The organism is Pseudomonas sp. I2 (genome assembly GCF_040984075.1).
In the GTDB taxonomy this organism is placed as follows: domain Bacteria; phylum Pseudomonadota; class Gammaproteobacteria; order Pseudomonadales; family Pseudomonadaceae; genus Aquipseudomonas; species Aquipseudomonas guariconensis_B.
This window is the reverse complement of record NZ_JBCGFQ010000006.1, coordinates 104,627-127,234: the sequence shown is the minus strand read 5'-3', so window position 1 is coordinate 127,234 and position 22,608 is coordinate 104,627. Positions and strand designations below refer to the sequence as shown.

Here is a 22,608-nt window from a genome sequence, read left to right as displayed (position 1 = left end):
TTTCGGCGAGGGTTGCTCGTGATTGTAAGTCCCTGTAATGCACCAAGAATTCCCGGCAATCGGCTGCGCAAGGCCCTGGCGGCTGGCGTGGCGCTGGTCGGCCTGATGAGCGCTGGCCAACTCTGGGCATTCAATCTTGACGATGTTGCAGCCAAGGCAAAGGATCTGGCCGGCCAGAAGTACGAAACACCGAAGAGCAACCTGCCGGAGGTCTTCCGCGACATGAAGTTCGCGGACTACCAGAAGATCCGCTTCATCCAGGAAAAGGCCGAGTGGGCCAAGGACAAGACGCCGTTCAAGCTGTCCTTCTATCACCAGGGCATGCATTTCGACACGCCGGTGAAGATCAACGAAGTCACCGCCACCACGGTCCAGGAGATCAAGTACGACCCGAGCCGCTTCGAGTTCGGCGACGTCCCGCATGACCCGGAAACCACCAAGCACCTGGGCTATGCCGGTTTCCGCGTGCTCTACCCGATCAACAAGGCGGACAAGCAGGACGAGATCATGACCCTGCTCGGCGCCAGCTATTTCCGCGTGGTCGGCAAGGGCCACGTCTATGGCCTGTCGGCCCGTGGCCTGGCCATCGACACCGCATTGCCGTCGGGCGAGGAGTTCCCGCGCTTCACCGAGTTCTGGGTCGAGAAACCCAAGCCCAACGACAAGCACCTGGTGATCTACGCGCTGCTCGATTCGCCGCGTTCCACCGGCGCGTACAAGCTGATCCTGCGCCCGGGCAGCGACACCATCGTCGACGTCAAGTCGCGCGTGTTCCTGCGTGAGCCTGTCAGCCGCCTGGGTGTCGCCCCGCTGACCAGCATGTTCCTGTTCGGCCCCAACCAGCCGTCGAAAGTCATGAACTACCGCCCGGCCCTGCACGACTCCGAAGGCCTGTCGATCCATGCCGGCAACGGCGAATGGCTGTGGCGCCCGCTGAACAACCCCAAGCACCTGGCCGTGAGCAGCTTCACCGTGGAGAACCCGCGTGGGTTCGGCCTGATGCAGCGCCAGCGTGACTTCAGCCACTACGAAGACCTCGACGACAACTACCAGAAGCGCCCGAGCGCCTGGATCGAGCCGCGTGGCGACTGGGGCAAGGGCACCGTCGACCTGGTCGAGATCCCCACCGCCGACGAGACCAACGACAACATCGTCGCCTTCTGGAGCCCGGAGAAGCTGCCTGAGCCGGGCAAGCCGTTCGAGTACGACTACCGCCTGCACTGGACCATCGACGAGGCCCGCTTCCAGGCACCGGACCTGGGGTCGGTCAAGCAGACCATGCGCTCTACCGGCGACGTCAAGCAGTCCAACCTGATCCGCCAGCCCGATGGCAGCGTGGCCTTCCTGGTCGACTTCCAGGGCCCGGCGCTGGCGGCCCTGGCGGAGGACACCGCGCTGCGCAGCCAGGTCAGCGTCGGCGACAACGCCGAGGTGGTGGAGAACAACCTGCGCTACAACCCCGAGACCAAGGGCTGGCGCCTGACCCTGCGGTTGAAGGTCAAGGACCCGGGCAAGTCCACCGAAATGCGTGCCGCGCTGGTGCGCGACGTGCCGGTCGAGGCGCCCAAGCCAGCCAAGGCCAGCAAGCAGGACAAGGCCGTCGCCAAGCCCGTCAAGGCCGAGAAGGCCCGCGAGGCTGAACAACCTGCCGCCGATGCGGCGCCCACCAACGGGGCCCCGGCCACCACCGAGAAGGTGCTGACCGAGACCTGGAGCTATCAGTTGCCTGCCGATGAGTAACTCAAGCGCAAGGCCAGAATCGCTTGGCGAATACCTGGCCCATCTCCCCCTGAGCGACGAGCAGCGCGCGGAACTCGCCAGCTGCGCCTCGTTCAGCGAGTTGCACCAACGCCTGGCGGCCCATCCGGCCGCCAGCCCCGACGAGGCCGTGCAGGCCTCGATCGGCCCACGCCTGACCGTGGGTAGCGCCGCCGAGCTGGAGGACGCCGAGATGCTCGGCGTCGATGGCAACGGCCGGCTGTGCCTGAAGATCGCACCGCCGATCAAGCGTACCCGGGTGCTTCCCGAGCCCTGGCGCACCAATATCCTGGTGCGCCTGTGGCGTCGCCTGACCGGCCGCAGCAACGCCCCGCAGCCGCCCAAGCGCGAACTGCCGCCTGCGCGCTGGCGCCGGGTCGGCTCGCTGCGCCGCTACATCCTGTTGCTGCTGATGATCGGCCAGACCCTGGTCGCCGGCTGGTACATGAAGGGTATCCTGCCGTACCAGGGCTGGTCGTTCGTCGACCTCGACGAGATCCTCGCCCAGTCGCTGTGGGACACCGTGGTGCAGGTCTGGCCCTATGCCTTGCAGACCTCCATCCTGATCCTCTTCGGCATCCTGTTCTGCTGGGTGTCGGCGGGCTTCTGGACCGCGCTGATGGGCTTTCTCGAGCTGCTCACCGGCCGCGACAAATACCGTATCTCCGGCAGCGGTGCCGGCAGCGAGCCGATCGCGGCGGATGCGCGTACGGCCATCGTCATGCCCATCTGCAACGAAGACGTGCCACGGGTCTTCGCCGGCCTGCGCGCGACCTTCGAGTCGGTGGCCGCCACCGGTGACCTGGATCGCTTCGACTTCTTCGTGCTCAGCGACACCAACGACACCGACATCGCCGTCGCCGAGCAGCAGGCCTGGCTGGAGGTGTGCCGCGAGGCCAAGGGCTTCGGCCGCATCTTCTATCGCCGCCGCCGTCGCCGGGTCAAGCGCAAGAGCGGCAACCTGGACGACTTCTGCCGGCGCTGGGGCGGCGAGTACAAGTACATGGTCGTGCTCGACGCCGACAGCGTGATGAGCGGCGAGTGCCTGACCAGCCTGGTGCGCCTGATGGAGGCCAACCCGGATGCGGGCATCATCCAGACCGCGCCCAAGGCCTCGGGCATGGACACCCTCTATGCGCGCATCCAGCAGTTCGCCACCCGCGTCTACGGCCCGCTGTTCACCGCTGGCCTGCATTTCTGGCAGTTGGGCGAGTCGCACTACTGGGGCCACAACGCGATCATCCGCATGAAGCCGTTCATCGAGCACTGTGCCCTGGCACCCCTGCCGGGCAAGGGTGCCTTCGCCGGGGCGATCCTGTCCCACGACTTCGTCGAGGCCGCGCTGATGCGCCGTGCCGGCTGGGGCGTATGGATCGCCTACGACCTGCCGGGCAGCTACGAGGAGCTGCCGCCGAACCTGCTCGACGAACTCAAGCGCGACCGCCGCTGGTGCCATGGCAACCTGATGAACTTCCGCCTGTTCCTGGTCAAGGGCATGCACCCGGTGCACCGCGCGGTGTTCCTCACCGGGGTGATGTCGTACCTGTCGGCACCGCTGTGGTTCTTCTTCCTGGTGCTGTCGACCGCACTGCTGGCGACCAATACGCTGATGGAGCCGCAATACTTCATCGAGCCGTTCCAGCTCTACCCGCTGTGGCCGCAGTGGCACCCGGAGAAGGCTATCGCCCTGTTCTCCACCACCATCGTGTTGCTGTTCCTGCCCAAACTGCTCAGCGTCATCCTGATCTGGGCCAAGGGCGCCACCGAGTTCGGCGGGCGCATCAAGGTCACCTTGTCGATGCTGGCCGAGATGCTGTTCTCCATGTTGCTGGCGCCGGTACGGATGATCTTCCACACCCGTTTCGTCCTGGCGGCGTTCCTCGGTTGGGCGGCGACCTGGAACTCGCCGCAGCGTGACGACGACTCCACCCCTTGGAGCGAGGCGGTACGCCGCCACGGCCCGCAGACGTTGCTGGGCATCGCCTGGGCGGCGCTGGTGGCCTGGCTCAACCCGAGCTTCCTGTGGTGGCTGGCGCCGATCGTCGGCTCCCTGGTGCTGTCGATCCCGGTCTCGGTGATTTCCAGCCGCGTGCGCTTGGGCCTTAGCGCCAAGGACGAGAAGCTGTTCCTCATCCCCGAGGAGTACGCCACGCCGCAGGAGCTGCTGGCCACCGACCAGTACACCCACGAGAACCGCTGGCACGCCCTGCACGACGGTTTCGTCCGGGCCGTGGTCGACCCACGGCAGAACGCCCTGGCCTGCGCCATGGGCACCGCCCGCCACGGCCAGGCCGCACCGATCGAGGCGCTGCGTGCCGAGCGCATCGCCAAGGCGCTGGAGGCCGGCCCCGACGGGCTGGACGGCAACACCCGCCTGGCATTGCTGAGCGACCCGGTGGCCCTCTCGCGCCTGCACGAGCGGGTTTGGGCCGAGCACAACGCGGCGTGGATCGATGTCTGGCGCAGCTCCATCGCCAACGATCCGCACTCGCCATTGCTGCCGTTGCATCCTGAGAACGAGGTAAGGCCTTCGCTGGTGGGGGCCTGAGAACCGCCGTGGCCGCCTTGCGGCCCAATCGCTGGCAAGCCGGCTCCACGGAATGGGAGCTGGCTTGCCGGCGATTAGGGCTCCCCAATATGCGTGCCTGTATGGATTTTGGCCAACAAAGTCCCCCTCGGCTCTAGGTCCCAGGGCCACCATGCGTTAGCATCCGTCTCCGATATTCCGCTGCGGCCGGTACGGCCGTACCAACAATAAAATTCGCAATTTCTTTGCTAGGGGACCTGGTGATGATGAAGAAATACCTGTCGCGACTGCTGGTGGGTGTCACCGCGCTGGTCGCGGTCTCGGCCGCCCAAGCGGGCGCCATCGACGATGCGGTCAAGCGTGGCAGCCTGCGGGTCGGCATGGACCCGACCTACATGCCGTTCCAGATGACCAACAAGCGCGGCGAGATCATCGGTTTCGAGGTCGATATCCTCAAGGCCATGGCCAAGTCCATGGGCGTCAAGCTGGAGACCGTTTCCACCGCCTATGACGGCATCATCCCGGCCCTGCTGACCAACAAGTTCGACATGATCGGCAGCGGCATGACCCTGACCCAGGAGCGCAACCTGCGCCTGAACTTCAGCGAGCCCTTCATCGTCGTCGGCCAGACCCTGCTGATCCGTAAGGAACTGGCGGGCGAGATCAAGTCGTACAAGGACCTGAACAACGAGAAGTACCGCATCACCTCCAAGCTCGGCACCACCGGCGAGATGGTGGCCAAGAAGCTGATCAGCAAGGCCAAGTACCACGGCTACGACAACGAGCAGGAAGCGGTGATGGACGTGGTCAACGGCAAGGCCGATGCCTTCGTCTACGACGCGCCGTACAACGTGGTCGCGGTGGAGAAGGCCGGTGCCGGCAAGCTGCTGTTCCTGGACGAGCCCTTCACCTACGAGCCGCTGGCGTTCGGCCTGAAGAAGGGCGACTACGACAGCCTCAACTTCATCAACAACTTCCTGCACCAGATCAAGCATGACGGGACCTACGATCGTATCCACGACAAGTGGTTCAAGAACAAGGACTGGCTGAAGGAAATGGAATAAGCAGCTTCAAGCCGCAAGCTGCAGGCGGCAAGAAGAAGCGGATCGGTGCACGGCCCGCTTTTTCTTGCCGCTTGTAGCTTGCGGCTTGCCGCTTAATGGGAAGTATCCACGTGATCAAACACAAGAAAGCCCAGTGGCCCTGGCATGCACTGACCGCCCTGGTCCTGGTGGGCTTGGCGTTCAGCCTGTACCTGGCCACTTCGATGATCTCCTACGAGTGGCGGTGGAACCGCGTACCGCAGTACTTCGTCTACAAGGCCGAGGAAGCGCAGCGTGCCGCTGGCTACGGTACCGTGCAGGACATCGTCGTTTCCGGTGACAGCGCACGTGTCACGCTGAAGGACGAAAACGGCGACGAGCAGGTGCTCGATGTGGCCAAGGACAGCTTGCAACTGAGCCGCGGCGACGATGTCTCCGAGGGTGACCAGGTTGGCGTGACCCGCCACTGGGCCGCCGGCCCGCTGGCCTGGGGGCTGTGGACCACGCTGTGGATCTCGGTGGTCTCCGGCGCCCTGGGCCTGGTGATCGGCCTGTTCGCAGGCCTGTGCCGGCTGTCGAACAACCCGACCCTGCGTGACCTGTCCACGGTGTATGTCGAACTGGTGCGCGGCACGCCGCTGCTGGTGCAGATCTTCATCTTCTACTTCTTCATCGGCACCGTGCTCAACCTGTCCCGCGAGTTCGCCGGGGTGGCGGCGCTGGCGCTGTTCACCGGCGCCTACGTGGCCGAGATCGTCCGCGCCGGCGTGCAGTCGATCGCCAAGGGCCAGAACGAGGCGGCTCGCTCGCTGGGCCTGAACGCCGGCCAGTCGATGCGCCACGTGATCCTGCCCCAGGCCTTCAAGCGCGTGCTGCCGCCGTTGGCCGGGCAGTTCATCAGCCTGGTCAAGGACACCTCGCTGGTGTCGGTGATCGCCATCACCGAGCTGACCAAGAGCGGTCGCGAGGCCATCACCACGTCGTTCTCGACCTTCGAGATCTGGTTCTGCGTGGCAGGTCTGTACCTGCTGATCAACCTGCCGCTGTCGCACCTCGCCAGCCGGCTCGAGCGGAGGCTTGCGCAAAGTGATTGAAGTCCGTGACCTGGTAAAAGTCTTCGACACCCGTGGCCAGGTGGTGCGCGCGGTGGACAACGTCACCACCTGCGTGGCCAAGGGCGAGGTGGTGGTGGTGCTCGGCCCTTCGGGTTCGGGCAAGTCGACCTTCCTGCGCTGCCTCAATGGCCTGGAGCACTTCGACGAGGGCCATGTGTCCATCGACGGCCTGCCGCTGGACGACCCGAAGACCGACATCAACGCCTATCGCCGCGAAGTCGGCATGGTGTTCCAGCATTTCAACCTGTTCCCGCACATGACCGTGCTGGAGAACCTGTGCCTGGCGCAGAAGGTGGTGCGCAAGCGCAGCAAGGCCGAGCGCGAGGCCAAGGCCAAGGCTCTGCTGGAAAAGGTGGGTATCGGCCAGAAGGCCAACGAGTATCCATCGCGCCTCTCTGGCGGCCAGCAGCAGCGGGTGGCTATCGCCCGTGCCCTGGCGATGGACCCGAAGGTCATGCTGTTCGACGAGCCCACCTCGGCGCTCGACCCGGAAATGGTCGGCGAGGTGCTGGATGTCATGAAGACCCTGGCCCAGGAAGGCATGACCATGGTCTGCGTGACCCACGAGATGGGTTTTGCCCGTGAGGTGGCCGACCGCGTGCTGTTCTTCGACCATGGCAAGCTGCTGGAGGACTCCCCACCCCAGCAATTCTTCGCCGCCCCGAAGGACCTACGCGCCCAGGCCTTCCTGCGCCAGGTCCTCTGACTACCCCGGGCTGCAAGCTACAAGCTGCAAGAACAAGCCGAACGAGGATGGAACTGCCATCACCGCTCTGCTCTTTCTTGCAGCTTGTAGCTATCAGAGCCGGAAACGCCCCACCAGCCCCTGCAGGTGAGTGCCCAGGCGGGCCAATTCGACGCTGGAGCTGGCGGTCTCTTCGCTGGCGGCCGAGGTCTGGTCGGAGATATCCCGTACGTTCATCACGCTGCGGTTGATCTCCTCGGCCACGGCGCTTTGCTGCTCCGCTGCCGTGGCGATCTGCTGGTTCATCGCCTGGATCGACGACACGGTGCGGGTGATGGTCTCCAGCGAGCCACCCGCGCGGCGGGTCAGGTCGACGCTGCTGTCGGTCAGTGCCCGGCTGTTGTCCATGACGCTGGCGACATGCTGGGTGCCGTTCTGCAGGCCGGCGATCAACTCCTCGATTTCCTCGGTCGACTGCTGGGTGCGCTGGGCCAGGCTGCGCACTTCGTCGGCGACCACGGCGAAGCCGCGGCCAGCCTCGCCGGCCCGGGCCGCCTCGATGGCGGCGTTGAGGGCCAGCAGGTTGGTCTGCTGGGCCACCGCCTTGATCACGTCGAGCACGCTGCCGATCTTGTCGCTCTCGGCCTTGAGCTGGTTCATGGCCTCGCTGGAGTTGACCACCTCGCCGGCCAGGCGCTCGATCTGGGCGATGGCCTCGGCGACCACCCGGTCGCCTTCCCGCGCCTGCTGGTCGGCCATCACCGCCGCTTCCGAGGCCTGCTCGGCGTTGCGCGCCACCTCGTGGACGGTGGCGGCCATCTGGTTCATGGCGGTGGCCACCTGGTCGGTCTCGACCTTCTGGTTGTTGACCCCGGCGCTGGTCTGCTCGGTGACTGCGGAAAGCTCCTCGGCAGCGCTGGCGATCTGCGTGACGCCGTCGCTGATGCCACCGATCAGCTCGCGCAGGCCTTGGGTCATGCGCTGCATGCTGGCCTGCAGCTGGCCCAGCTCGTCGCGGCGCGCCACCAGCAGGTCCTGGCTCAGGTCGCCGTTGGCCACGCGCTCGGCGGCTGCCAGGGTCTGGCGCAGCGGTACGATGATCTGCCGGGTGATGGCCCAGGCCGCCAACACCCCCAGCAGTACCGCCAGGGCCGTGGCGCCGGCCAGGGTGCGCTTGGCCTGGCGGGTGCCCTGATCGCGCACTTCGGTTTGCGAAACGGTCATGGCCTGGCTGGTGTCCAGCAACACCGTGCCCTCCTCGGCCATGCGCTGCAGGGCCTGCTCGCTGGCGGCCTGGGCATTGCCGACCTGGACCACCGCATCGCGGTAGGCGGCCAGGGCGCTGGCGGCTTCCTGCAGGCTGCTGGCATGCTCGCCAGCCACCTTGTCGGGCAGCGTCTTGAGCACAGGCATGGCCTGGTCGATGGCCTCGAGCGCGGTCTGCTGGAATTGTGCCCGGCCACTGTAGGTGTAGCCGCGTACCTGGAAGCGCGCCTGTTGGAGCTGCGCGGCGACCTTCACGGCTTCATGGTATTGGCTGATATCGCCGGTCTGCAGCAGGCGCTGCTGGACCTTGTCGATCAGCTCGGCCGCCCGGTCGGCGCTGTCGCCCAGCACGTCGCGGCTGGCATTGCGGCGCTGGTCGGCCTGCCTGAACTCGGAGAAGGCCTGGCGATACTGGCGCACGGCCTCCCGCTGCTGCTGCAGGCGCTGCTGGTCGGCGGGGTGCTCGATCTGCCCCAGCATGGCTTGCACCTGCTGCTCGAGGCGATCGAGGATCTTCTCCAGCTCTGTCGCGGACGCCGGGTCGCGGTTGCGATCGTACTGCTGCCGGGCAATGCGCAGATCCTGGGTGCTCTCGTGGATCAGCGAGATGTTGCCCAGCTTGTCGCCACGGTCGATGACGCTGTCCAGGCCAAGCCAACCCGTCAGGGTAATGGCCAGGGTCAGCATCAGCACCAGCCCGAAGCCGAGGCCCAATTTGCGATTGACACTCATATTTCCCAGGAACTGGGCAAACCCACCATGCATGTTCGACTCCCCGGCAACTCGGCAGCAACTGTTGTTGTATTGCCTAGACCATCGGCCTGTAGCGAGGAAACTTAATGGGCGATTGGTCTGATGAGAGTGTCAGAAAATTCGCGAAAGCAGGGCGGTCACGGCGGTTTCCACACGCAGGATGCGATCACCGAGTTGCACCGGCGACAGGCCGGCCTTGCCCAGCAGATCGACTTCATAGGGGATCCAGCCGCCCTCGGGGCCGATGGCCAAGGTCACTGGCCCTTCCACGGCACGTGGGCAGGCCGGGTAGGGGCCAGGGTGGCCGACCAGGCCAAGGGTGCCGGCGGCGATGGACGGCAGGCGGTCCTCGACGAACGGCTTGAAGCGCTTCTCGACGATGACCTCGGGCAGCACCGTGTCGCGGGCCTGTTCCAGGCCGAGGATGAGGTTTTCGCGGATCGCCGCGGGGGCGAGGAAGGGCGTCTGCCAGAAGCTCTTTTCCACCTTGTAGCTGTTGACCAGGATCAGCCGTGGCACGCCCAGGGTGGCGACGGTCTGGAACAGGCGGCGCAGCATTTTCGGGCGCGGCACGGCCAGGACCAGGGTCAGGGGCAGCTTGGCGGGCGGTGGCTGGTCGCAGACGACCTGCAGCTCGGCCTCGTGGCCCTCCAGGCGCAGCACCGTGGCCTTGCCCATCGGCCCGTCGATGCGCCCGACACGCAGGGTATCGCCCACCGCGACCCGGTGGATTTCCTGCATGTGAGTGAAGCGGCGGTCGGCCAGGATCACACGGTCGGCCGCGACGAAGTCGGCTTCCTCGAGTAGCAGCAGGTTCACGGCTGGGTCGCTGGTGGTTGGTCGTTGGGGTCGTCCGATGCCGTTTCAGGCGCCCGGCTGCGCTTGCGGATCAGGCTGCCGAACAGTATCCCGATCTCGAACAGCATCCACATGGGCACGGCCAGCAGGGTCTGGGAGAAGATGTCCGGTGGGGTCAGGACCATGCCGACGACGAAACAGCCGATGATCACGTAGGGGCGGATCTTCTTCAGGTACTGCACCTCGACCACGCCGATCCATACCAGCAGCACCACCGCCACCGGGATCTCGAAGGCGACGCCGAAGGCGAAGAACAGCGTCATGACGAAGTCCAGGTAGCTGGAGATGTCCGTCATCATCGCCACGCCTTCAGGCGTGGCACTGGCGAAGAAACCGAAGATCAGTGGGAATACCAGGAAATAGGCGAAGGCCATGCCGGCGTAGAACAGGAGGATGCTCGACACCAGCAGCGGAATGGCGATGCGTTTCTCGTGGCGATACAGCCCCGGCGCGATGAAGCCCCAGATCTGCTGGAGGATGAACGGGATGGCCAGGAACAGCGAGACGATCATGGTCAGCTTGAACGGCGTCAGGAACGGCGAGGCCACGTCGGTGGCGATCATCGTCGCATTGGCCGGCAGGTGCGCGCGCAGCGGCGCCGAGACCAAGGTGTAGATCTGCTGGGCGAAGGCGAACAGCCCAGCGAAGATCAGGAACACGGCGGCAACGCAGCGCAGCAGGCGGGTGCGCAGTTCGGTCAGGTGCGAGACCAGCGGCATCGGCTGGTCGGTTTCCGGTCTATCGCTCATGGGGCTCGTGGCGGTTGGGGCGGCTCAGGGGGCGCGGTCGGGGCCGCGGGCGTGCGGGTGTCGGGGGCGGCATCCGCCACGGGGGCGGCCTGGGTGTCGCCGCTTGCCGGAGGGCTGGCCGGTTGCGCGGGCGGCGTTTGCGGGTCGAGGATGCGCCGGGCTTCCTGTTCCATCGACAGGATGTGCTCGTTGTGCAACTGGCGGCGGATCTCGTCGGCACCGATCTCACGCTCGACTTCCATCTTGATGCTGTTGAAGCTGCGCTTGAGCCGGCCGATCCACAGGCCTGCAGTGCGTGCGGCGCCAGGCAGGCGCTCGGGGCCGAGCACCAGCAGGGCGACCAGGCCGACGAGCAGCAACTCGCCGAAGCTGATGCCGAACATGAGTCAGTCTTTCCGCTGCGGTTCTTGGGCCGGCTGGGCCTGGCCTTCGATGGTGTGCGGCGGGTTCAGCGGCGCGCTGTTTTGCTGCTGCGCCTGTTGGGTGGGCTGCACGGGGGGCGGAGCCTGCTCAGCCGGCTTGTGCTCTTCTTCGTTCATGGCCTTGCGAAAGCCTTTGATCGACTCACCCAGGTCGCTGCCGAGGTTCTTCAGTTTCTTGGTGCCGAACACCAGGACCACGACGATCAGCAGGACAACCCAGTGTTTCCAGTCAAAGATACCCATTTCGTACTCCTGAAAAATGTCGGTGGACCTTCGGGGCTGCTCCCACGAGGCCCTCTGTACGACGCAGCCCCCTGTAGGAGTGGCCTTGCGTCGTGAAGGGGGCGTTCAACACCCCCAGGATACCGTCAGGCAGAAGGCTGGCGCGCGGCCTTTTCATCATGCCCGGAAAGCCCGAAGCGACGTTCCAGTTCGTCGAGCACTGCCTGTGGATGCTGCCCCAGCGCACTGAGCATGACCAGGCTATGGAACCACAGGTCGGCGGTTTCATAGATGACATCGCTGCAATCCTTGCTGACGGCGGCGTCCTTGGCGGCGATGATGGTCTCGACGGACTCTTCGCCGAGCTTCTCCAGGATCTTGTTCAGCCCCTTGTGGTACAGGCTGGCCACATAGGAGCTGTCGGGCGCCGCTTGCTTGCGCTCTTCCAATACCTCGGCGAGGCGGTTGAGGGTGTCGCTCATGTCAGTGTCCTGCGCTGTAGATGGCATCCGGGTCCTTGAGGACCGGGTCGACGATTTTCCACTGGCCGTCTTCGAAGACGCGGTAGAAGCAGCTCTCGCGGCCGGTATGGCAGGCGATATGGCCCAGTTGCTCGACCATCAGGATGATCACGTCGGCATCGCAGTCCAGGCGCATTTCGTGCAGTTTCTGCACATGGCCCGATTCCTCGCCCTTGCGCCACAGTTTGCCACGCGAACGCGACCAGTAGATGGCGCGTTGCTCGGCGGCGGTGAGGGCCAGGGACTCGCGGTTCATCCAGGCCATCATCAGCACGCGCCCGGTCTTGTGATCCTGGGCGATCGCCGGTACCAGGCCATCGCTGTTCCACTTGATCTCGTCCAGCCAGTCTTTCATCGTCGACTCCAAAACCAGGCCCGCTCCCGTACCGGGCCCTTTGCGCTAGTGTGCCAGCCGGCAGCGCGGCTGGCTATCGGCGTACGATCAGGTACAGGCCCGCGGCCAGCATCAGCCAGGCCGGCCAGGCGCTCGGTGCGCTGAGGCTGACGGCTCCGGCGGCGAGCGTGGCGCCGCCAGCGAGCAGGCCGGCACCGAGCAGGCGCAGCGCCCAGCGGTCGCCCTGGCGGCGCCGCTCCGGCAGTTGCGGGTCGTGCAGGTGCGGTTGCGACAGGCGCTCGAGCAAGTCGCGGGTCATGTCGGCCAGGTGCGGCAGTTGCTCCACCTGGCTCTGCAGGTTGCCGAACACCGCTTTGGGGCTCATGCGCTCGCGCATCCAGCGCTCCAGGTACGGCTTGGCGGTGCTCCACAGATCCAGGTCGGGATACAGCTGGCGGCCCAGGCCTTCGATGTTGAGCAGGGTCTTCTGCAGCAGCACCAGCTGCGGCTGGACCTCCATGTTGAAGCGCCGCGCGGTCTGGAACAGGCGCATCAGCACCTGGCCGAAGGAGATGTCCTTGAGCGGCTTCTCGAAGATCGGCTCGCACACCGTGCGGATCGCCGCCTCGAACTCGTTGACCTTGGTCTGCGCCGGCACCCAGCCTGAATCGATGTGCAACTGGGCGACGCGACGGTAGTCGCGCTTGAAGAAGGCGATCAGGTTGCGCGCCAGGTAATCCTGGTCCTCGGACGTGAGGCTGCCGACGATACCGCAGTCGATGGCGATGTACTGCGGGCTCCAGGGCTTGACCGTGCTGACGAAGATGTTGCCCGGGTGCATGTCGGCATGGAAGAAGCTGTCGCGGAACACCTGGGTGAAGAAAATCTCCACGCCGCGCTCGGCGAGCATCTTCATGTCGGTGCGCTGGTCGGCCAGGGTCGCCAGGTCGGTGACCGGTACGCCGTAGATACGCTCCATCACCAGCACCTTGGGTCGGCACCAGTCCCAGTACACCTGGGGCACGTACATCAGCTCGGAGCCTTCGAAGTTGCGCCGCAGTTGGCTGGCGTTGGCCGCCTCACGCAGCAGGTCGAGCTCGTCGTAGATGGTCTTCTCATAGTCGCTGACCACCTCCACCGGGTGCAGTCGGCGGGCATCGGCAGACACCCGCTCGGCGCCCTTGGCGATCAGGAACAGCCAGGCCAGGTCCTGGGCGATCACCGGCTTGAGGCCCGGGCGCACCACCTTGACCACCACTTCCTCGCCGCTCTTGAGGCGCGCGGCATGCACCTGGGCCACCGAGGCCGAGGCCAGGGGCTCGACGTCGAAGCGGCTGAACACCTCGCCGACCTTGGCGCCGAGCTGCTCCTCGATCAGGGCGACGGCGTGCTGGGGGTCGAATGGTGGTACGCGGTCCTGCAGCAGCATCAGCTCATCGGCGATGTCGGTGGGTAGCAGGTCGCGGCGGGTGGACAGCAACTGGCCGAACTTGATGAAGATCGGCCCCAGGTCCTGCAGGGCCAGGCGCAGGCGCGCGCCGCGGCTGAGCTCGGAGGGCTTGCGTGGCAGCCAGCGCCAGGGCAGCAGCAGACGCAGGCTCATCAGCCACCAGGGCAGGGGCAGGTCGAACAGCAGGTCATCGAGGCGGTAGCGGATCACGACGCGCTGGATGCGCAACAGACGGCGGACGGCGAGCAGCTTCATGCGTTATCGCTGGTATCAAGGGATCGGGCGAGACGGCGCAGGCGCGCCTCGAGGCGTTCAGTGTCGACCTTCAGCGCATCGAGCTCGCTGAAGGCCGCTTCGGCTTCGCGCTGGCCGACCAGGGTACGGGATTCCTCCGCCAGGTACTCGGAGAGGTTCTGGGAGAAGCGTGCCAGGCCCTGGCGGGTCCAGCGGGCGCGCAGGCGCAGGTGGCCGGCGAGCAGCGAGGTGGCCACCGGGCCCAGCCAGCGCGACAGCTCGTATTCCCAGTCCAGCTCCAGGTCCTGCAGCACGCCGACCAGGTCCAGCAGCACGGCGCTATCGCCATGCAACTCGACCTGCGGGCTGTGCAGCACGGCGTTCTTGTCCCTGGCCAAGGCCAGCTGGGCCAGGCGGCCGGCGGGGGCGCGCAGGCTGCAGTCGACCTCGCCTTCCCAGTGGGCGGCGAGCATCAGGCCTTCGGCGTCGGGCAGGATGAACAGCTGCAGGGCCGGTTGCTGGCAGTCGATGGCGATCACCTTGCCCTCGAGCGCAGCCAGGCGCGGCAGCGCCGTGCTGTCCATGCGCAGGACACGGTTGAGCCCGTGCTCGACGCTGGCGAGCAGGCCGGCCAGGAGCATCAGGGCTTGATCCCCCGGTGCACGGCGACGATGCCGCTGGTCATGTTGTGGTAGGTGACGCGGTCGAAGCCGGCCTCGACCATCATGGCCTTGAGGGTTTCCTGGTCGGGGTGCATGCGGATCGACTCGGCCAGGTAGCGGTAGCTGTCGGCGTCGTTGGTGATCAGCTTGCCGGCCAGCGGCATGAAGGCGAACGAGTAGGCGTCGTAGGCGCGCGACATCAGCTTGTTGGTCGGCTTGGAGAATTCCAGCACCAGCAGGCGCCCGCCCGGCTTGAGTACGCGCAGCATCGAGCGCAGGGCATCTTCCTTGTGGGTGACGTTGCGCAGGCCGAAGGCGATGGTCACGCAGTCGAAGTGGTTGTCGGGGAACGGCAGCTTCTCGGCGTCGGCCTGGACGAACTCGATGTTGCCGGCCACGCCACGGTCGAGCAGGCGGTCGCGGCCGACCTTGAGCATCGATTCGTTGATATCGGCCAGCACCACCTGGCCGGTCGGGCCGACCAGGCGCGAGAACTTGGCGGCCAGGTCACCGGTACCGCCGGCGATGTCCAGCACCCGGTTGCCGCTGCGCACGCCGGACAGTTCGATGGTGAAGCGCTTCCACAACCGGTGCATGCCACCGGAGAGGACGTCGTTCATCAGGTCGTACTTGGCGGCCACGGAGTGGAAGACCTCGGCGACTTTCTTCGCCTTCTGGCTCTCGGGCACGTCCTGGTAGCCGAAGTGGGTGGTGGGTTCGGCGGGTTCGCCTTTGCGCTGGTCGTTCATATCGCTTCACCGAAAAAAATTACGGCCATTCTAGGGGCAACGGGCGGATTTGTCTTGGCGGGGTGTGTCGTGGGGCGGGCGCGGGCATAATGCGTTCATTGTCTTCATATCCAGGACCGCCCGCATGACCCAGATCAGCGTTGAACGCAAACACTCCCTCGGCCGCGAAGCCGCCCGGGCCAAGGCCGAGGCGCTGGTGGAAAGGCTCAGCCGCGAATACGACCTCAAGGCCACCTGGAACGGCGACCGCGTCGACGTGTCGCGCAGTGGTGCCAATGGCAGCGTGCATATCGGCGAAGACAGCATCCGTGTCGAACTCAAGCTGGGCATGATGCTGTCGATGCTCGGCGGCACCATCAAGGGCGAGATCGAGCGCGCGCTGGACAAGGCCCTGGCCTGACCCGGGCGGGCTACCAGCGACCAGCCGCAAGCTGCAAGATAAAAGCAAGGCGTGCACCATCCGTTTCTTCTTGCCGCTTTGTAGCTGCTCTTAGGGTGAGGATTCTAATTTTTCCCCCTACCTTGTGCTCAAGCCCTCGATCCCGGGGCCGTTTCTCCCTCCCTTTACGAGCATGAGGTGCAGCGCATGGCCAAAGTGAACCTGAAGAAAAAGGACGATGCCCCGGGCAATACCCTGGGCGAGGTGCGCGGCTACGCGCGCAGGATCTGGCTGGCGGGCCTGGGCGCCTATGCCCGCGTCGGCCAGGAAGGTTCGGAGTACTTCAAGGAGCTGGTCAAGGCCGGCGAAGGCGTCGAGAAACGCGGCAAGAAGCACATCGACCAACAGCTCGATGCGGCCAACAACCAGATCGACGAAGCGGGCGCGCAAGTGAGCCGCGTCAGAGGCCGGGTCGAGGTTCAACTGGACAAGATCGAAAAGGCTTTCGATACGCGGGTCGCCCGCGCCTTGAATCGCCTCGGCATTCCGTCTAAACATGACGTTGACGCGTTGTCCATCAAGCTCGAACAGCTGACCGAGTTGCTCGAGCGTGTCGCGCACAAACAATAAGGAGAGCAGGATGGCTGGCAAGAAGAGCACCGAGAAAGAAGGCAGTTCCTGGGTCGGCGGGATCGAGAAGTATTCCCGCAAGATCTGGCTGGCTGGCCTGGGTATCTACTCCAAGATCGACCAGGACGGCCCCAAGCTGTTCGAGTCGTTGGTCAAGGATGGCGAGAAGGCCGAGAAGCAGGCCAAGAAGAATGTCGACTCGGCCAAGGACAGCGCCAAGTCCGCGACTTCGTCGCGGGTCTCCGACGTGAAGGAGCGCGCACTGGGCAAGTGGAGCGAGCTGGAGGAGGCGTTCGACAAGCGCCTGAACAGCGCCATCTCGCGCCTGGGGGTGCCTAGCCGCAACGAGATCAAGGCCTTGCACCAGCAGGTCGACACCCTGACCAAGCAGATCGAGAAGCTGACCGGCGCTTCGGTGACCCCGGTTTCGGCCAAGAAGGCCGCTGCCGGCAAGAGCGCCGCCAAGCCTCTGGCCAAGGCAGCTAAACCTGCGACGAAGACGGCTGCGGCGAAACCGGCCAGCAAGGCGGCCAAGCCGGCGGCAAAACCTGCCGCGAAGACCGCGGCGGCCAAGCCTGCTGCCAAGGCTGCAGCCGCGAAACCGGCAGCGGCGAAGAAGCCTACGGTGAAAAAGGCACCGGCCAAGCCGGCGGCGACCAAGACTGCGGCACCGGCTGCCAGCGCGACCCCGGCCGCGACGCCGGCCCCGGTCAGCAATACCCCGTCGGCACCGGTGAGCCCAGCCAACCAAGGCTGATGACCGCGTCGCCGTCTTCGCGAGCACCGGTGTATGGCAAGGGCGCGCTTCGCGCCCCATTGTCGGCAAGCCGGCTCCCACATGATCCTGCAAACCGCATCATTCGCGGTCGAGTCGGACCCTGTGGGGGGCGGCTTGCCGACAATGGGGCGCGAAGCGACCCCAAATGACTGACCAGCACCAGGGTGCCAGCCCAGCCACCGCAGGCCCAACGGCCTACCCCTCCAGATACTTCTCCGCCAATTGCTCCGCCGCCTTCTGCGCCGGCCCTTGCAGGTGCGGTGCCACCAGCATCATCACCTGGTACACCACGATCCCCACATCCCCCTCGCGCCCCAGCACCCGCTGGTAATCCAGGGAAAACATCAAGGTCAGGGTGATCTGCTCAACCAGTTGCCCCAGCGCCTGGGTCCCGCTGGTCACCAGCCCCTGGGCCTTGAGGCTGGCCAGCAGGGCGGCGAGGGTGCGCTTGAGGGCGTTGATCAGGCTGCGCATGCCACGGGCCAGCTTCGGCAGGCGGCCGGTCAGGTTCGACAAGTCCTGGAACAGGAAACGGTACTGGGCCATGCGCTCGACGATCAGGTGCAGGAACAGCCAGTAGTCCTCGGCATCCAGGCGCACGTCCAGGGGCGGGTCGAGCAGGGGCACCAGCGCTTCCTCGAAACGCTCGAACAGCCCCAGCACCAGCGGCTCCTTGCCGTGGAAGTGGTAGTACAGGTTGCCTGGGCTGATGCCCAGTTCGTTGGCGATCTCCAGGGTCGAGACGTTGGGCTCGCCCTGCCGGTTGAACAACTGCAGGGCGCACTCGAGGATACGGTCGCGGGTTTTCATCGGTTCAGCGCGCCAGCACGTAGCTGCCTGGCGCGGGGCCCAGCACCGGGTAGGTGGCGTTGCCCAGCTCCACGCGCGGCGCCTTGAGGGGGCCGGAGCGTTGGCAGATCCACTCCAGCCACAACGGCCACCAGCTGCCGTCGCTGCGCGTGGCATCGTGGAACCAGGCCCGCGGGTCGCTGGACAGCCTGGAGTTATGCAGGTAGTAGGCCTTGGGGTTGCCGGGTGGGTTGATGATGCTCTGGATATGCCCGCTGTTGGCCAGTACGAAGCGCCGCTCGCCGCCGAGCAGCAGAGCCGAGCGGTACACCGCGTCCCACGGCGTGATGTGATCGTTGCTGCCGGCCACGGTGAAGCTGTCGATGGTGACCTGGCCGAGGTCGATCGGCGTGCCGCACACCTCCAGACCACCCGGCTGGGTCAGCGGGTTGAGCTTGAAAAAATCCAGCAACTCGCCATGCAGGGCGGCAGGCAGGCGGGTGTTGTCGGCGTTCCAGTAGAGGATGTCGAAGGCCGGCGGCGTCTTGCCGAGCAGGTAGTTGTTGACCCAGTAGTTCCAGATCAGGTCGTTGGGCCGCATCCAGGCGAAGATTCGCGCCACCTCGCCGCCGTCCAGCACACCGCGCTGGTACGAGCGACGCTTGGCCGCCTCGATGGTCTGTTCGTCGGCGAACAGGCTGGCGGGGCTGTCGAACTGACTGTCGAGCAAACTGACCAGGTAGCTGGCGCTGCGCACCCGGCGCAACTGGCGCTTGGCCTGCAGGTGGCCTAGCAGGGCGGCCATGGTCAGGCCACCGGCGCAGGCGCCCATGAGGTTGGGGTCGCGGTTGCCACTGATGCTGCGGCAGGCATTGAGCGCCTCTTCCAGCGCCTGCACGTAACTGGAGAACCCCCATTCGCGGTGGCGCGGGTCGGGGTTGCGCCAGCTGACCATGAACACCTGCAGGCCGTTCTTGAGCATGTACTGGACGAAGCTATTGTGTGGCCCGAGGTCGAAGATATAGAACTTGTTGATCTGTGGCGGTACCACCAGCAGCGGCCGGGCGTGCTGTTTCTCGCTCATCGGCTTGTACTGGATCAGCTCCAGCAGCTCGTTGCGAAACACCACCGCGCCCGGCGTGCAGGCCAGGTTGACGCCGACCTCGAAGGCGCGCTCGTCCACCTGGCGCGGCAGGCCGTCGTTGTGGCGCAGGTCGTCGAGCAGGTGGGCCAGGCCACGGACCAGGCTCTGGCCACCGGTGTTGAAGAGCTCCTTGACCGCCAGCGGGTTGAGCAGCGAGTTGCTCGGCGCCAGGGCGTCGTTGATCTGGTTGAACAAGAAGTGCGCCCGGGCACGGTCGTCATCGTCCAGCGAGCTTTCCTCGATCCACAGGCGGGTCTGCTTCTGCCAGGCCAGGTAGGCCTGCAGGCCGCGACGGTAGAAGGGGTTCTGGCTCCAGGTCGGGTCGCTGAAGCGGTTGTCGCGTGGGTGGGGCTGGTACGGAGTGTCGCCCAGCATCACTCGACCCAACTGGCCGCCCAGGGCCAGCAAATGATGGGCGGTGTGCAGCGGATTGCGCAGGCCAAGGCGGCCGACGTGGCGCAGGGTGGAGATCAGGTCGCGACCGCGCAGGCCGGCGATGGCGTTCTGTACATTGATCATCGTGGCGGGGACGGGGGGCACCCCTTTTGCCTTTTTGTCTTTCATGCCAACACTCCGTCGTCAGGCCATCATCCACAGGTTGTATCGAGCGCGCCCGGTGCGGCCTCAGCCACCGGAAGCGGGGCGGGGGTGCATGACCGCGCGCTGACGCTCTTGCTGGAGGAACTTCATGATGATCGGGGCGACGGCCTCGGCCCGGGTGATCAGGAACAGGTGGCCGTCGTCGATTATGTGTAGCTGGGCGTTGGGAATCCGCCAGGCCAACAGGCGCATGTTGATCAGGGGGATCAGCGGATCGTCGTCGCCGGCCAGCACCAGGGTGGGCTGGCGGATCTTGTGCAACCAGTGGATGCTGGTCCAGCCCAGGCCGGCGAACAACTGCCAGTAGTAGCCCATCTTGCCGCCGGAGCGCACCTTGGCGGCATGGTGCAGGGCCAGGTCGGGGTCGCGGCGAAAGCCACCGCCGTAGATCAACGGGGCGATGCGGATCACATGGGAGGGCTGTACGTAGCGCCGGGGGCTGGCCATCATCCACAGCACCTTGGGCTTGCCGGGCACCATGAAGGCGCCCGCGGCGGTGGCGGCCAGCACCAGCTTCTTGCAGCGCTCCGGGTAGTCATGGGCGAACTGCTGGGCCAGCGCGCCGCCCCAGGACACGCCGATGACATTGACCTGGCCGTAGTCCAGGTAATCGAGCATGCGCGCCGTCAGCTTGGCCAGGCCCGGGAAGCGATACGGGTGGCGGGGCGTGGACGAGCCGCCGACGCCCGGCACGTCGAAGGCGATGACCTCGATGTCCGGATCCAGCGCCTCGATGAACGGGAACACCAGCTCCAGGTTGGCACCGATGCCGTTGAAGATCAGCAAGGGCGTCAGGTGCGGTTTGCCTGGGCGGACGGCGGTGCGGATGGACTGGTTGTCCAGCTCGACGGTCCTGAAGATGTACGGTTGCGGCATGCACGGAACTCATGGGTGGGTGAAGCGCCATGGCCTGCGTGCGAGCGGCCATGGCGACGTGGTTCAACGCTCGTGGACGTAGGTCCCCGGCGCCGCCTCGCCTGCGGGATAGGCGCGATTGCCCAGGCGCGTGGGCGCTTTTTTCAGATCACCGGCACGCTCGCCCAGCCAGGCCTGCCAGTGCAGCCACCAGGAGTCGGCGTGCTTGACGGCATTCTCCTGCCAGGCCACTGGGTCGTCCGGGCGGTCCTCGCCGGTCATGAAGCGTGCCTTGGGGTTGCCCGGCGGGTTGAGAATGCTCTGGATATGGCCGCTGTTGGACAGCACGAACTCGATCTTGCCACCGAACAGGTGCGCCGAGCGGTAGCACGACTGCCAAGGGGTGATGTGGTCGGCGGTGCCGGCGACGCTGTAGATGTCGCACTGGACCTGCTTGAGGTCGATCGCCGTGCCGCAAACTTCCAGGGCGCCAGGGCGGGTCAGCGGGTTGTTCTTGAACATCTCGATCAGGTCGCCGTGGAAGGCCGCCGGCAGGCGCGTGGTGTCGTTGTTCCAGAACAGGATGTCGAAGATCGGGGGTTCGTTGCCGAGCAGGTAGTTGTTGACCCAGTAGTTCCAGATCAGGTCGTTGGGGCGCATCCAGGCGAATACCTTGGCCATGTCGCTGCCTTCCAGCACGCCGGCCTGGTAGGAATGGCGCTTGGCCGCCTCGAGGGTCTGCTCGTCGACGAACAGCGCGACCTGGGTATCCACCGTGGTGTCCAGCACGCTGACCAGCAGGGTGAGGGCGTTGACCTTGTGCTCGCCCAGTGCCGCGTAATGGCCGACCAGGGCGGTGCAGGTGATGCCGCCGGAGCAGGCGCCGAGCATGTTCAGGTCCTTGCTGCCGGTGATCGCCAGTACCGCGTCCACGGCCTCCTTGAGCGCGTCGATGTAGGTCGATAGGCCCCACTCGCGCTGGGCCTTGGTCGGGTTGCGCCAGCTGATGATGAAGGTCTGCTGGTTGGAGCGCAGGCAGAAGCGTGCCAGGCTCTTCTCCGGGCTCAGGTCGAAGACATAGAACTTGTTGATCTGCGGCGGCACCACCAGCAGTGGGCGGGCGTGCACCTGCTCGGTGATGGGGCGGTACTGGATCAGCTCCAGCACGTCGTTGCGGTAGACCACCGCGCCTTCGCTGGTGCCCAGGTTCTTGCCCACCTCGAAGGCGTCCATGTTCACCTGGCTGGGCATGCCGCCGTTGTTGACCATGTCCTTGGCCAGGTTGGACAGGCCGTCCAGCAGGCTCTTGCCGCCGGTTTCGAAGAAGCGCTTGACTGCGGCCGGGTTGGCCAGGGTGTTGGTCGGTGCCATGGCCTCGGTCATCAGGTTGATGACGAACTGGCCGCGGCTGATGTCCTGGGGCGAGAGGTCGCTGTTGCCGATCCAGTCGTGCAGCTCCTTGCGCCAGGCCAGGTAGGTCTGCAGGTAGCGGCGATAGAGCGGGTTCTGGCTCCAGGCCGGGTCGTTGAAGCGACGATCGTCGCCCTCGGGGCGCAGGGCGGACTTGCCCAGCAGGACGTTCTTCAATTCCAGGCCGAAATGCGCCACGTGCTTGGCGCTGTGCAGCGGCTGGCGAACGGCTTGGCGCAACACGGTGCGTGCCGATGTCAGCAGGTCCTTGCGGCGGATGCCGATGACCGGGTTCAGGCCCAGGGTGTTTTCCGAGGCTTGCCGCTGCAACTCATCGTTGTTCTTGTTACTCATCTACGACGCTCCGTTGTCCTGAGACGAGTACCGGTTGGCTGTGGCGGGTACACAGACGATTGCCCGGTACTGCTGCTCGGGTGACCAGTGATAAGAAACAGCGGTGCTGCGGGCCGGATGCATTCGGCGATGAGCTGCGGGTTTCTCTGCGTGTGAAGACAGCCTGCTTTCGCTCGCGACCTCTACATACCGGCCAAGCCCTGCCCGTGCTCGAGACGGTGCAGGAAACTTGCCAGCTCCATTGGTTACCCGACTTTCATGTAATGCGCAAGACAGCCCTTCACTGAGCCGTCAATCAGGCATTCAAGCAGATGCGTTTAG

Annotated in this window: 22 protein-coding genes; 8 read left to right on the top strand and 14 right to left on the bottom strand. The window is 65.5% G+C overall.

Annotated elements, in window-relative coordinates:
* Positions 1–18 precede the first annotated feature (18 nt).
* From WCE05_RS05215 to WCE05_RS05195, 5 genes are all read left to right on the top strand, one after another.
* Positions 19–1,740 carry a glucan biosynthesis protein gene (locus tag WCE05_RS05215; protein WP_368815537.1) on the top strand — a complete coding sequence of 574 codons (1,722 nt, stop codon included), beginning with the start codon at positions 19–21 and terminating at the stop codon, positions 1,738–1,740.
* Entirely contained in the window at positions 1,733–4,306 is a 2,574-nt protein-coding gene (gene mdoH / locus WCE05_RS05210; RefSeq protein WP_225790890.1) for a glucans biosynthesis glucosyltransferase MdoH, read from the top strand. The genes WCE05_RS05215 and mdoH overlap by 8 nt, the downstream gene beginning before the upstream one ends.
* A 245-nt stretch (positions 4,307–4,551) precedes the next feature.
* Positions 4,552–5,349 (top strand): transporter substrate-binding domain-containing protein, encoded by a 798-nt coding sequence (locus tag WCE05_RS05205; protein ID WP_225790896.1) that lies wholly within the window; start codon positions 4,552–4,554, stop codon positions 5,347–5,349.
* A gap of 110 nt (positions 5,350–5,459) precedes the next feature.
* Positions 5,460–6,422: an amino acid ABC transporter permease gene (locus WCE05_RS05200; protein ID WP_225790891.1), complete on the top strand. Its 963-nt coding sequence runs from the start codon at positions 5,460–5,462 to the stop codon at positions 6,420–6,422.
* Complete coding sequence (locus tag WCE05_RS05195; protein WP_225790897.1) at positions 6,415–7,149, top strand: amino acid ABC transporter ATP-binding protein; 735 nt, start codon at positions 6,415–6,417, stop codon at positions 7,147–7,149. The genes WCE05_RS05200 and WCE05_RS05195 overlap by 8 nt, the downstream gene beginning before the upstream one ends.
* A gap of 93 nt (positions 7,150–7,242) precedes the next feature.
* On the opposite strand, the gene WCE05_RS05190 is transcribed toward WCE05_RS05195, so the two are convergent.
* The 10 genes from WCE05_RS05190 to ubiE form a co-directional block, all read right to left on the bottom strand.
* Positions 7,243–9,159, bottom strand: coding sequence for a methyl-accepting chemotaxis protein (locus WCE05_RS05190; protein WP_368815536.1), 1,917 nt, complete (start codon positions 9,157–9,159; stop codon positions 7,243–7,245).
* A gap of 99 nt (positions 9,160–9,258) precedes the next feature.
* Positions 9,259–9,966 carry a 16S rRNA (uracil(1498)-N(3))-methyltransferase gene (locus WCE05_RS05185; RefSeq protein ID WP_225790893.1) on the bottom strand — a complete coding sequence of 236 codons (708 nt, stop codon included), beginning with the start codon at positions 9,964–9,966 and terminating at the stop codon, positions 9,259–9,261.
* Complete coding sequence (gene tatC / locus WCE05_RS05180) at positions 9,963–10,754, bottom strand: twin-arginine translocase subunit TatC (protein WP_253081633.1); 792 nt, start codon at positions 10,752–10,754, stop codon at positions 9,963–9,965. The genes WCE05_RS05185 and tatC overlap by 4 nt, the downstream gene beginning before the upstream one ends.
* Positions 10,751–11,137 carry a Sec-independent protein translocase protein TatB gene (tatB, locus tag WCE05_RS05175; RefSeq protein WP_368815535.1) on the bottom strand — a complete coding sequence of 129 codons (387 nt, stop codon included), beginning with the start codon at positions 11,135–11,137 and terminating at the stop codon, positions 10,751–10,753. The genes tatC and tatB overlap by 4 nt, the downstream gene beginning before the upstream one ends.
* A 3-nt stretch (positions 11,138–11,140) precedes the next feature.
* Positions 11,141–11,419 carry a twin-arginine translocase TatA/TatE family subunit gene (locus tag WCE05_RS05170; protein WP_225788828.1) on the bottom strand — a complete coding sequence of 93 codons (279 nt, stop codon included), beginning with the start codon at positions 11,417–11,419 and terminating at the stop codon, positions 11,141–11,143.
* 125 nt (positions 11,420–11,544) lie between these two features.
* A complete protein-coding gene (locus WCE05_RS05165) occupies positions 11,545–11,880 on the bottom strand; it encodes a phosphoribosyl-ATP diphosphatase (RefSeq protein WP_225788829.1) in 336 nt (111 codons plus the stop codon).
* Between the two features lies 1 nt (position 11,881).
* Positions 11,882–12,274, bottom strand: coding sequence for a phosphoribosyl-AMP cyclohydrolase (gene hisI / locus WCE05_RS05160; protein ID WP_225788830.1), 393 nt, complete (start codon positions 12,272–12,274; stop codon positions 11,882–11,884).
* 73 nt (positions 12,275–12,347) lie between these two features.
* Complete coding sequence (gene ubiB / locus WCE05_RS05155) at positions 12,348–13,958, bottom strand: ubiquinone biosynthesis regulatory protein kinase UbiB (protein WP_225788831.1); 1,611 nt, start codon at positions 13,956–13,958, stop codon at positions 12,348–12,350.
* The gene (locus WCE05_RS05150; protein ID WP_225788832.1) at positions 13,955–14,578 is read right to left on the bottom strand and encodes an SCP2 domain-containing protein; all 624 of its coding nucleotides are present in this window, start codon (positions 14,576–14,578) and stop codon (positions 13,955–13,957) included. The genes ubiB and WCE05_RS05150 overlap by 4 nt, the downstream gene beginning before the upstream one ends.
* Complete coding sequence (gene ubiE, locus WCE05_RS05145; protein WP_225788833.1) at positions 14,578–15,348, bottom strand: bifunctional demethylmenaquinone methyltransferase/2-methoxy-6-polyprenyl-1,4-benzoquinol methylase UbiE; 771 nt, start codon at positions 15,346–15,348, stop codon at positions 14,578–14,580. Before ubiE ends, WCE05_RS05150 begins: the two co-directional genes overlap by 1 nt.
* 124 nt (positions 15,349–15,472) lie before the next feature.
* On the opposite strand from ubiE, the gene WCE05_RS05140 reads away from it, so the two are divergent.
* The 3 genes from WCE05_RS05140 (at position 15,473) to WCE05_RS05130 (ending at position 17,114) form a co-directional block, all read left to right on the top strand.
* Complete coding sequence (locus tag WCE05_RS05140) at positions 15,473–15,748, top strand: polyhydroxyalkanoic acid system family protein (RefSeq protein ID WP_225788834.1); 276 nt, start codon at positions 15,473–15,475, stop codon at positions 15,746–15,748.
* A gap of 186 nt (positions 15,749–15,934) precedes the next feature.
* The gene (locus tag WCE05_RS05135) at positions 15,935–16,357 is read left to right on the top strand and encodes a phasin family protein (protein WP_225788835.1); all 423 of its coding nucleotides are present in this window, start codon (positions 15,935–15,937) and stop codon (positions 16,355–16,357) included.
* Between the two features lie 10 nt (positions 16,358–16,367).
* Positions 16,368–17,114 (top strand): phasin family protein, encoded by a 747-nt coding sequence (locus WCE05_RS05130; protein ID WP_368815534.1) that lies wholly within the window; start codon positions 16,368–16,370, stop codon positions 17,112–17,114.
* A 216-nt stretch (positions 17,115–17,330) separates the two neighbouring features.
* Here WCE05_RS05130 and WCE05_RS05125 read toward each other — a convergent pair whose 3' ends face one another.
* The 4 genes from WCE05_RS05125 to phaC (WCE05_RS05110) form a co-directional block, all read right to left on the bottom strand.
* Entirely contained in the window at positions 17,331–17,945 is a 615-nt protein-coding gene (locus tag WCE05_RS05125; RefSeq protein ID WP_225788837.1) for a TetR/AcrR family transcriptional regulator, read from the bottom strand.
* A 4-nt stretch (positions 17,946–17,949) separates the two neighbouring features.
* Positions 17,950–19,632, bottom strand: coding sequence for a class II poly(R)-hydroxyalkanoic acid synthase (gene phaC, locus WCE05_RS05120; RefSeq protein WP_225788838.1), 1,683 nt, complete (start codon positions 19,630–19,632; stop codon positions 17,950–17,952).
* Positions 19,633–19,692: 60 nt separating this feature from the next.
* On the bottom strand, positions 19,693–20,544 hold the full coding sequence (gene phaZ, locus WCE05_RS05115) for a poly(3-hydroxyalkanoate) depolymerase (protein WP_225788839.1): 852 nt from the start codon (positions 20,542–20,544) through the stop codon (positions 19,693–19,695).
* Positions 20,545–20,607: 63 nt separating this feature from the next.
* The gene (phaC, locus tag WCE05_RS05110; RefSeq protein ID WP_225788840.1) at positions 20,608–22,287 is read right to left on the bottom strand and encodes a class II poly(R)-hydroxyalkanoic acid synthase; all 1,680 of its coding nucleotides are present in this window, start codon (positions 22,285–22,287) and stop codon (positions 20,608–20,610) included.
* Between the last annotated feature and the right edge of the window lie 321 nt (positions 22,288–22,608).

Bases quoted from the DNA above. Each gene is read 5' to 3' on its own strand.
- mdoH (WP_225790890.1), top strand. From the start codon at position 1,733: ATGAGTAACTCAAGCGCAAGGCCAGAATCGCTTGGCGAATACCTGGCC.
- WCE05_RS05205 (WP_225790896.1), top strand. From the start codon at position 4,552: ATGAAGAAATACCTGTCGCGACTGCTGGTGGGTGTCACCGCGCTGGTC.
- WCE05_RS05190 (WP_368815536.1), bottom strand. From the start codon at position 9,159: ATGCATGGTGGGTTTGCCCAGTTCCTGGGAAATATGAGTGTCAATCGC.
- tatC (WP_253081633.1), bottom strand. From the start codon at position 10,754: ATGAGCGATAGACCGGAAACCGACCAGCCGATGCCGCTGGTCTCGCAC.
- tatB (WP_368815535.1), bottom strand. From the start codon at position 11,137: ATGTTCGGCATCAGCTTCGGCGAGTTGCTGCTCGTCGGCCTGGTCGCC.
- WCE05_RS05170 (WP_225788828.1), bottom strand. From the start codon at position 11,419: ATGGGTATCTTTGACTGGAAACACTGGGTTGTCCTGCTGATCGTCGTG.
- WCE05_RS05165 (WP_225788829.1), bottom strand. From the start codon at position 11,880: ATGAGCGACACCCTCAACCGCCTCGCCGAGGTATTGGAAGAGCGCAAG.
- hisI (WP_225788830.1), bottom strand. From the start codon at position 12,274: ATGAAAGACTGGCTGGACGAGATCAAGTGGAACAGCGATGGCCTGGTA.
- ubiB (WP_225788831.1), bottom strand. From the start codon at position 13,958: ATGAAGCTGCTCGCCGTCCGCCGTCTGTTGCGCATCCAGCGCGTCGTG.
- WCE05_RS05150 (WP_225788832.1), bottom strand. From the start codon at position 14,578: ATGCTCCTGGCCGGCCTGCTCGCCAGCGTCGAGCACGGGCTCAACCGT.
- ubiE (WP_225788833.1), bottom strand. From the start codon at position 15,348: ATGAACGACCAGCGCAAAGGCGAACCCGCCGAACCCACCACCCACTTC.
- WCE05_RS05140 (WP_225788834.1), top strand. From the start codon at position 15,473: ATGACCCAGATCAGCGTTGAACGCAAACACTCCCTCGGCCGCGAAGCC.
- WCE05_RS05135 (WP_225788835.1), top strand. From the start codon at position 15,935: ATGGCCAAAGTGAACCTGAAGAAAAAGGACGATGCCCCGGGCAATACC.
- WCE05_RS05130 (WP_368815534.1), top strand. From the start codon at position 16,368: ATGGCTGGCAAGAAGAGCACCGAGAAAGAAGGCAGTTCCTGGGTCGGC.
- WCE05_RS05125 (WP_225788837.1), bottom strand. From the start codon at position 17,945: ATGAAAACCCGCGACCGTATCCTCGAGTGCGCCCTGCAGTTGTTCAAC.
- phaC (WP_225788838.1), bottom strand. From the start codon at position 19,632: ATGAAAGACAAAAAGGCAAAAGGGGTGCCCCCCGTCCCCGCCACGATG.
- phaZ (WP_225788839.1), bottom strand. From the start codon at position 20,544: ATGCCGCAACCGTACATCTTCAGGACCGTCGAGCTGGACAACCAGTCC.
- phaC (WP_225788840.1), bottom strand. From the start codon at position 22,287: ATGAGTAACAAGAACAACGATGAGTTGCAGCGGCAAGCCTCGGAAAAC.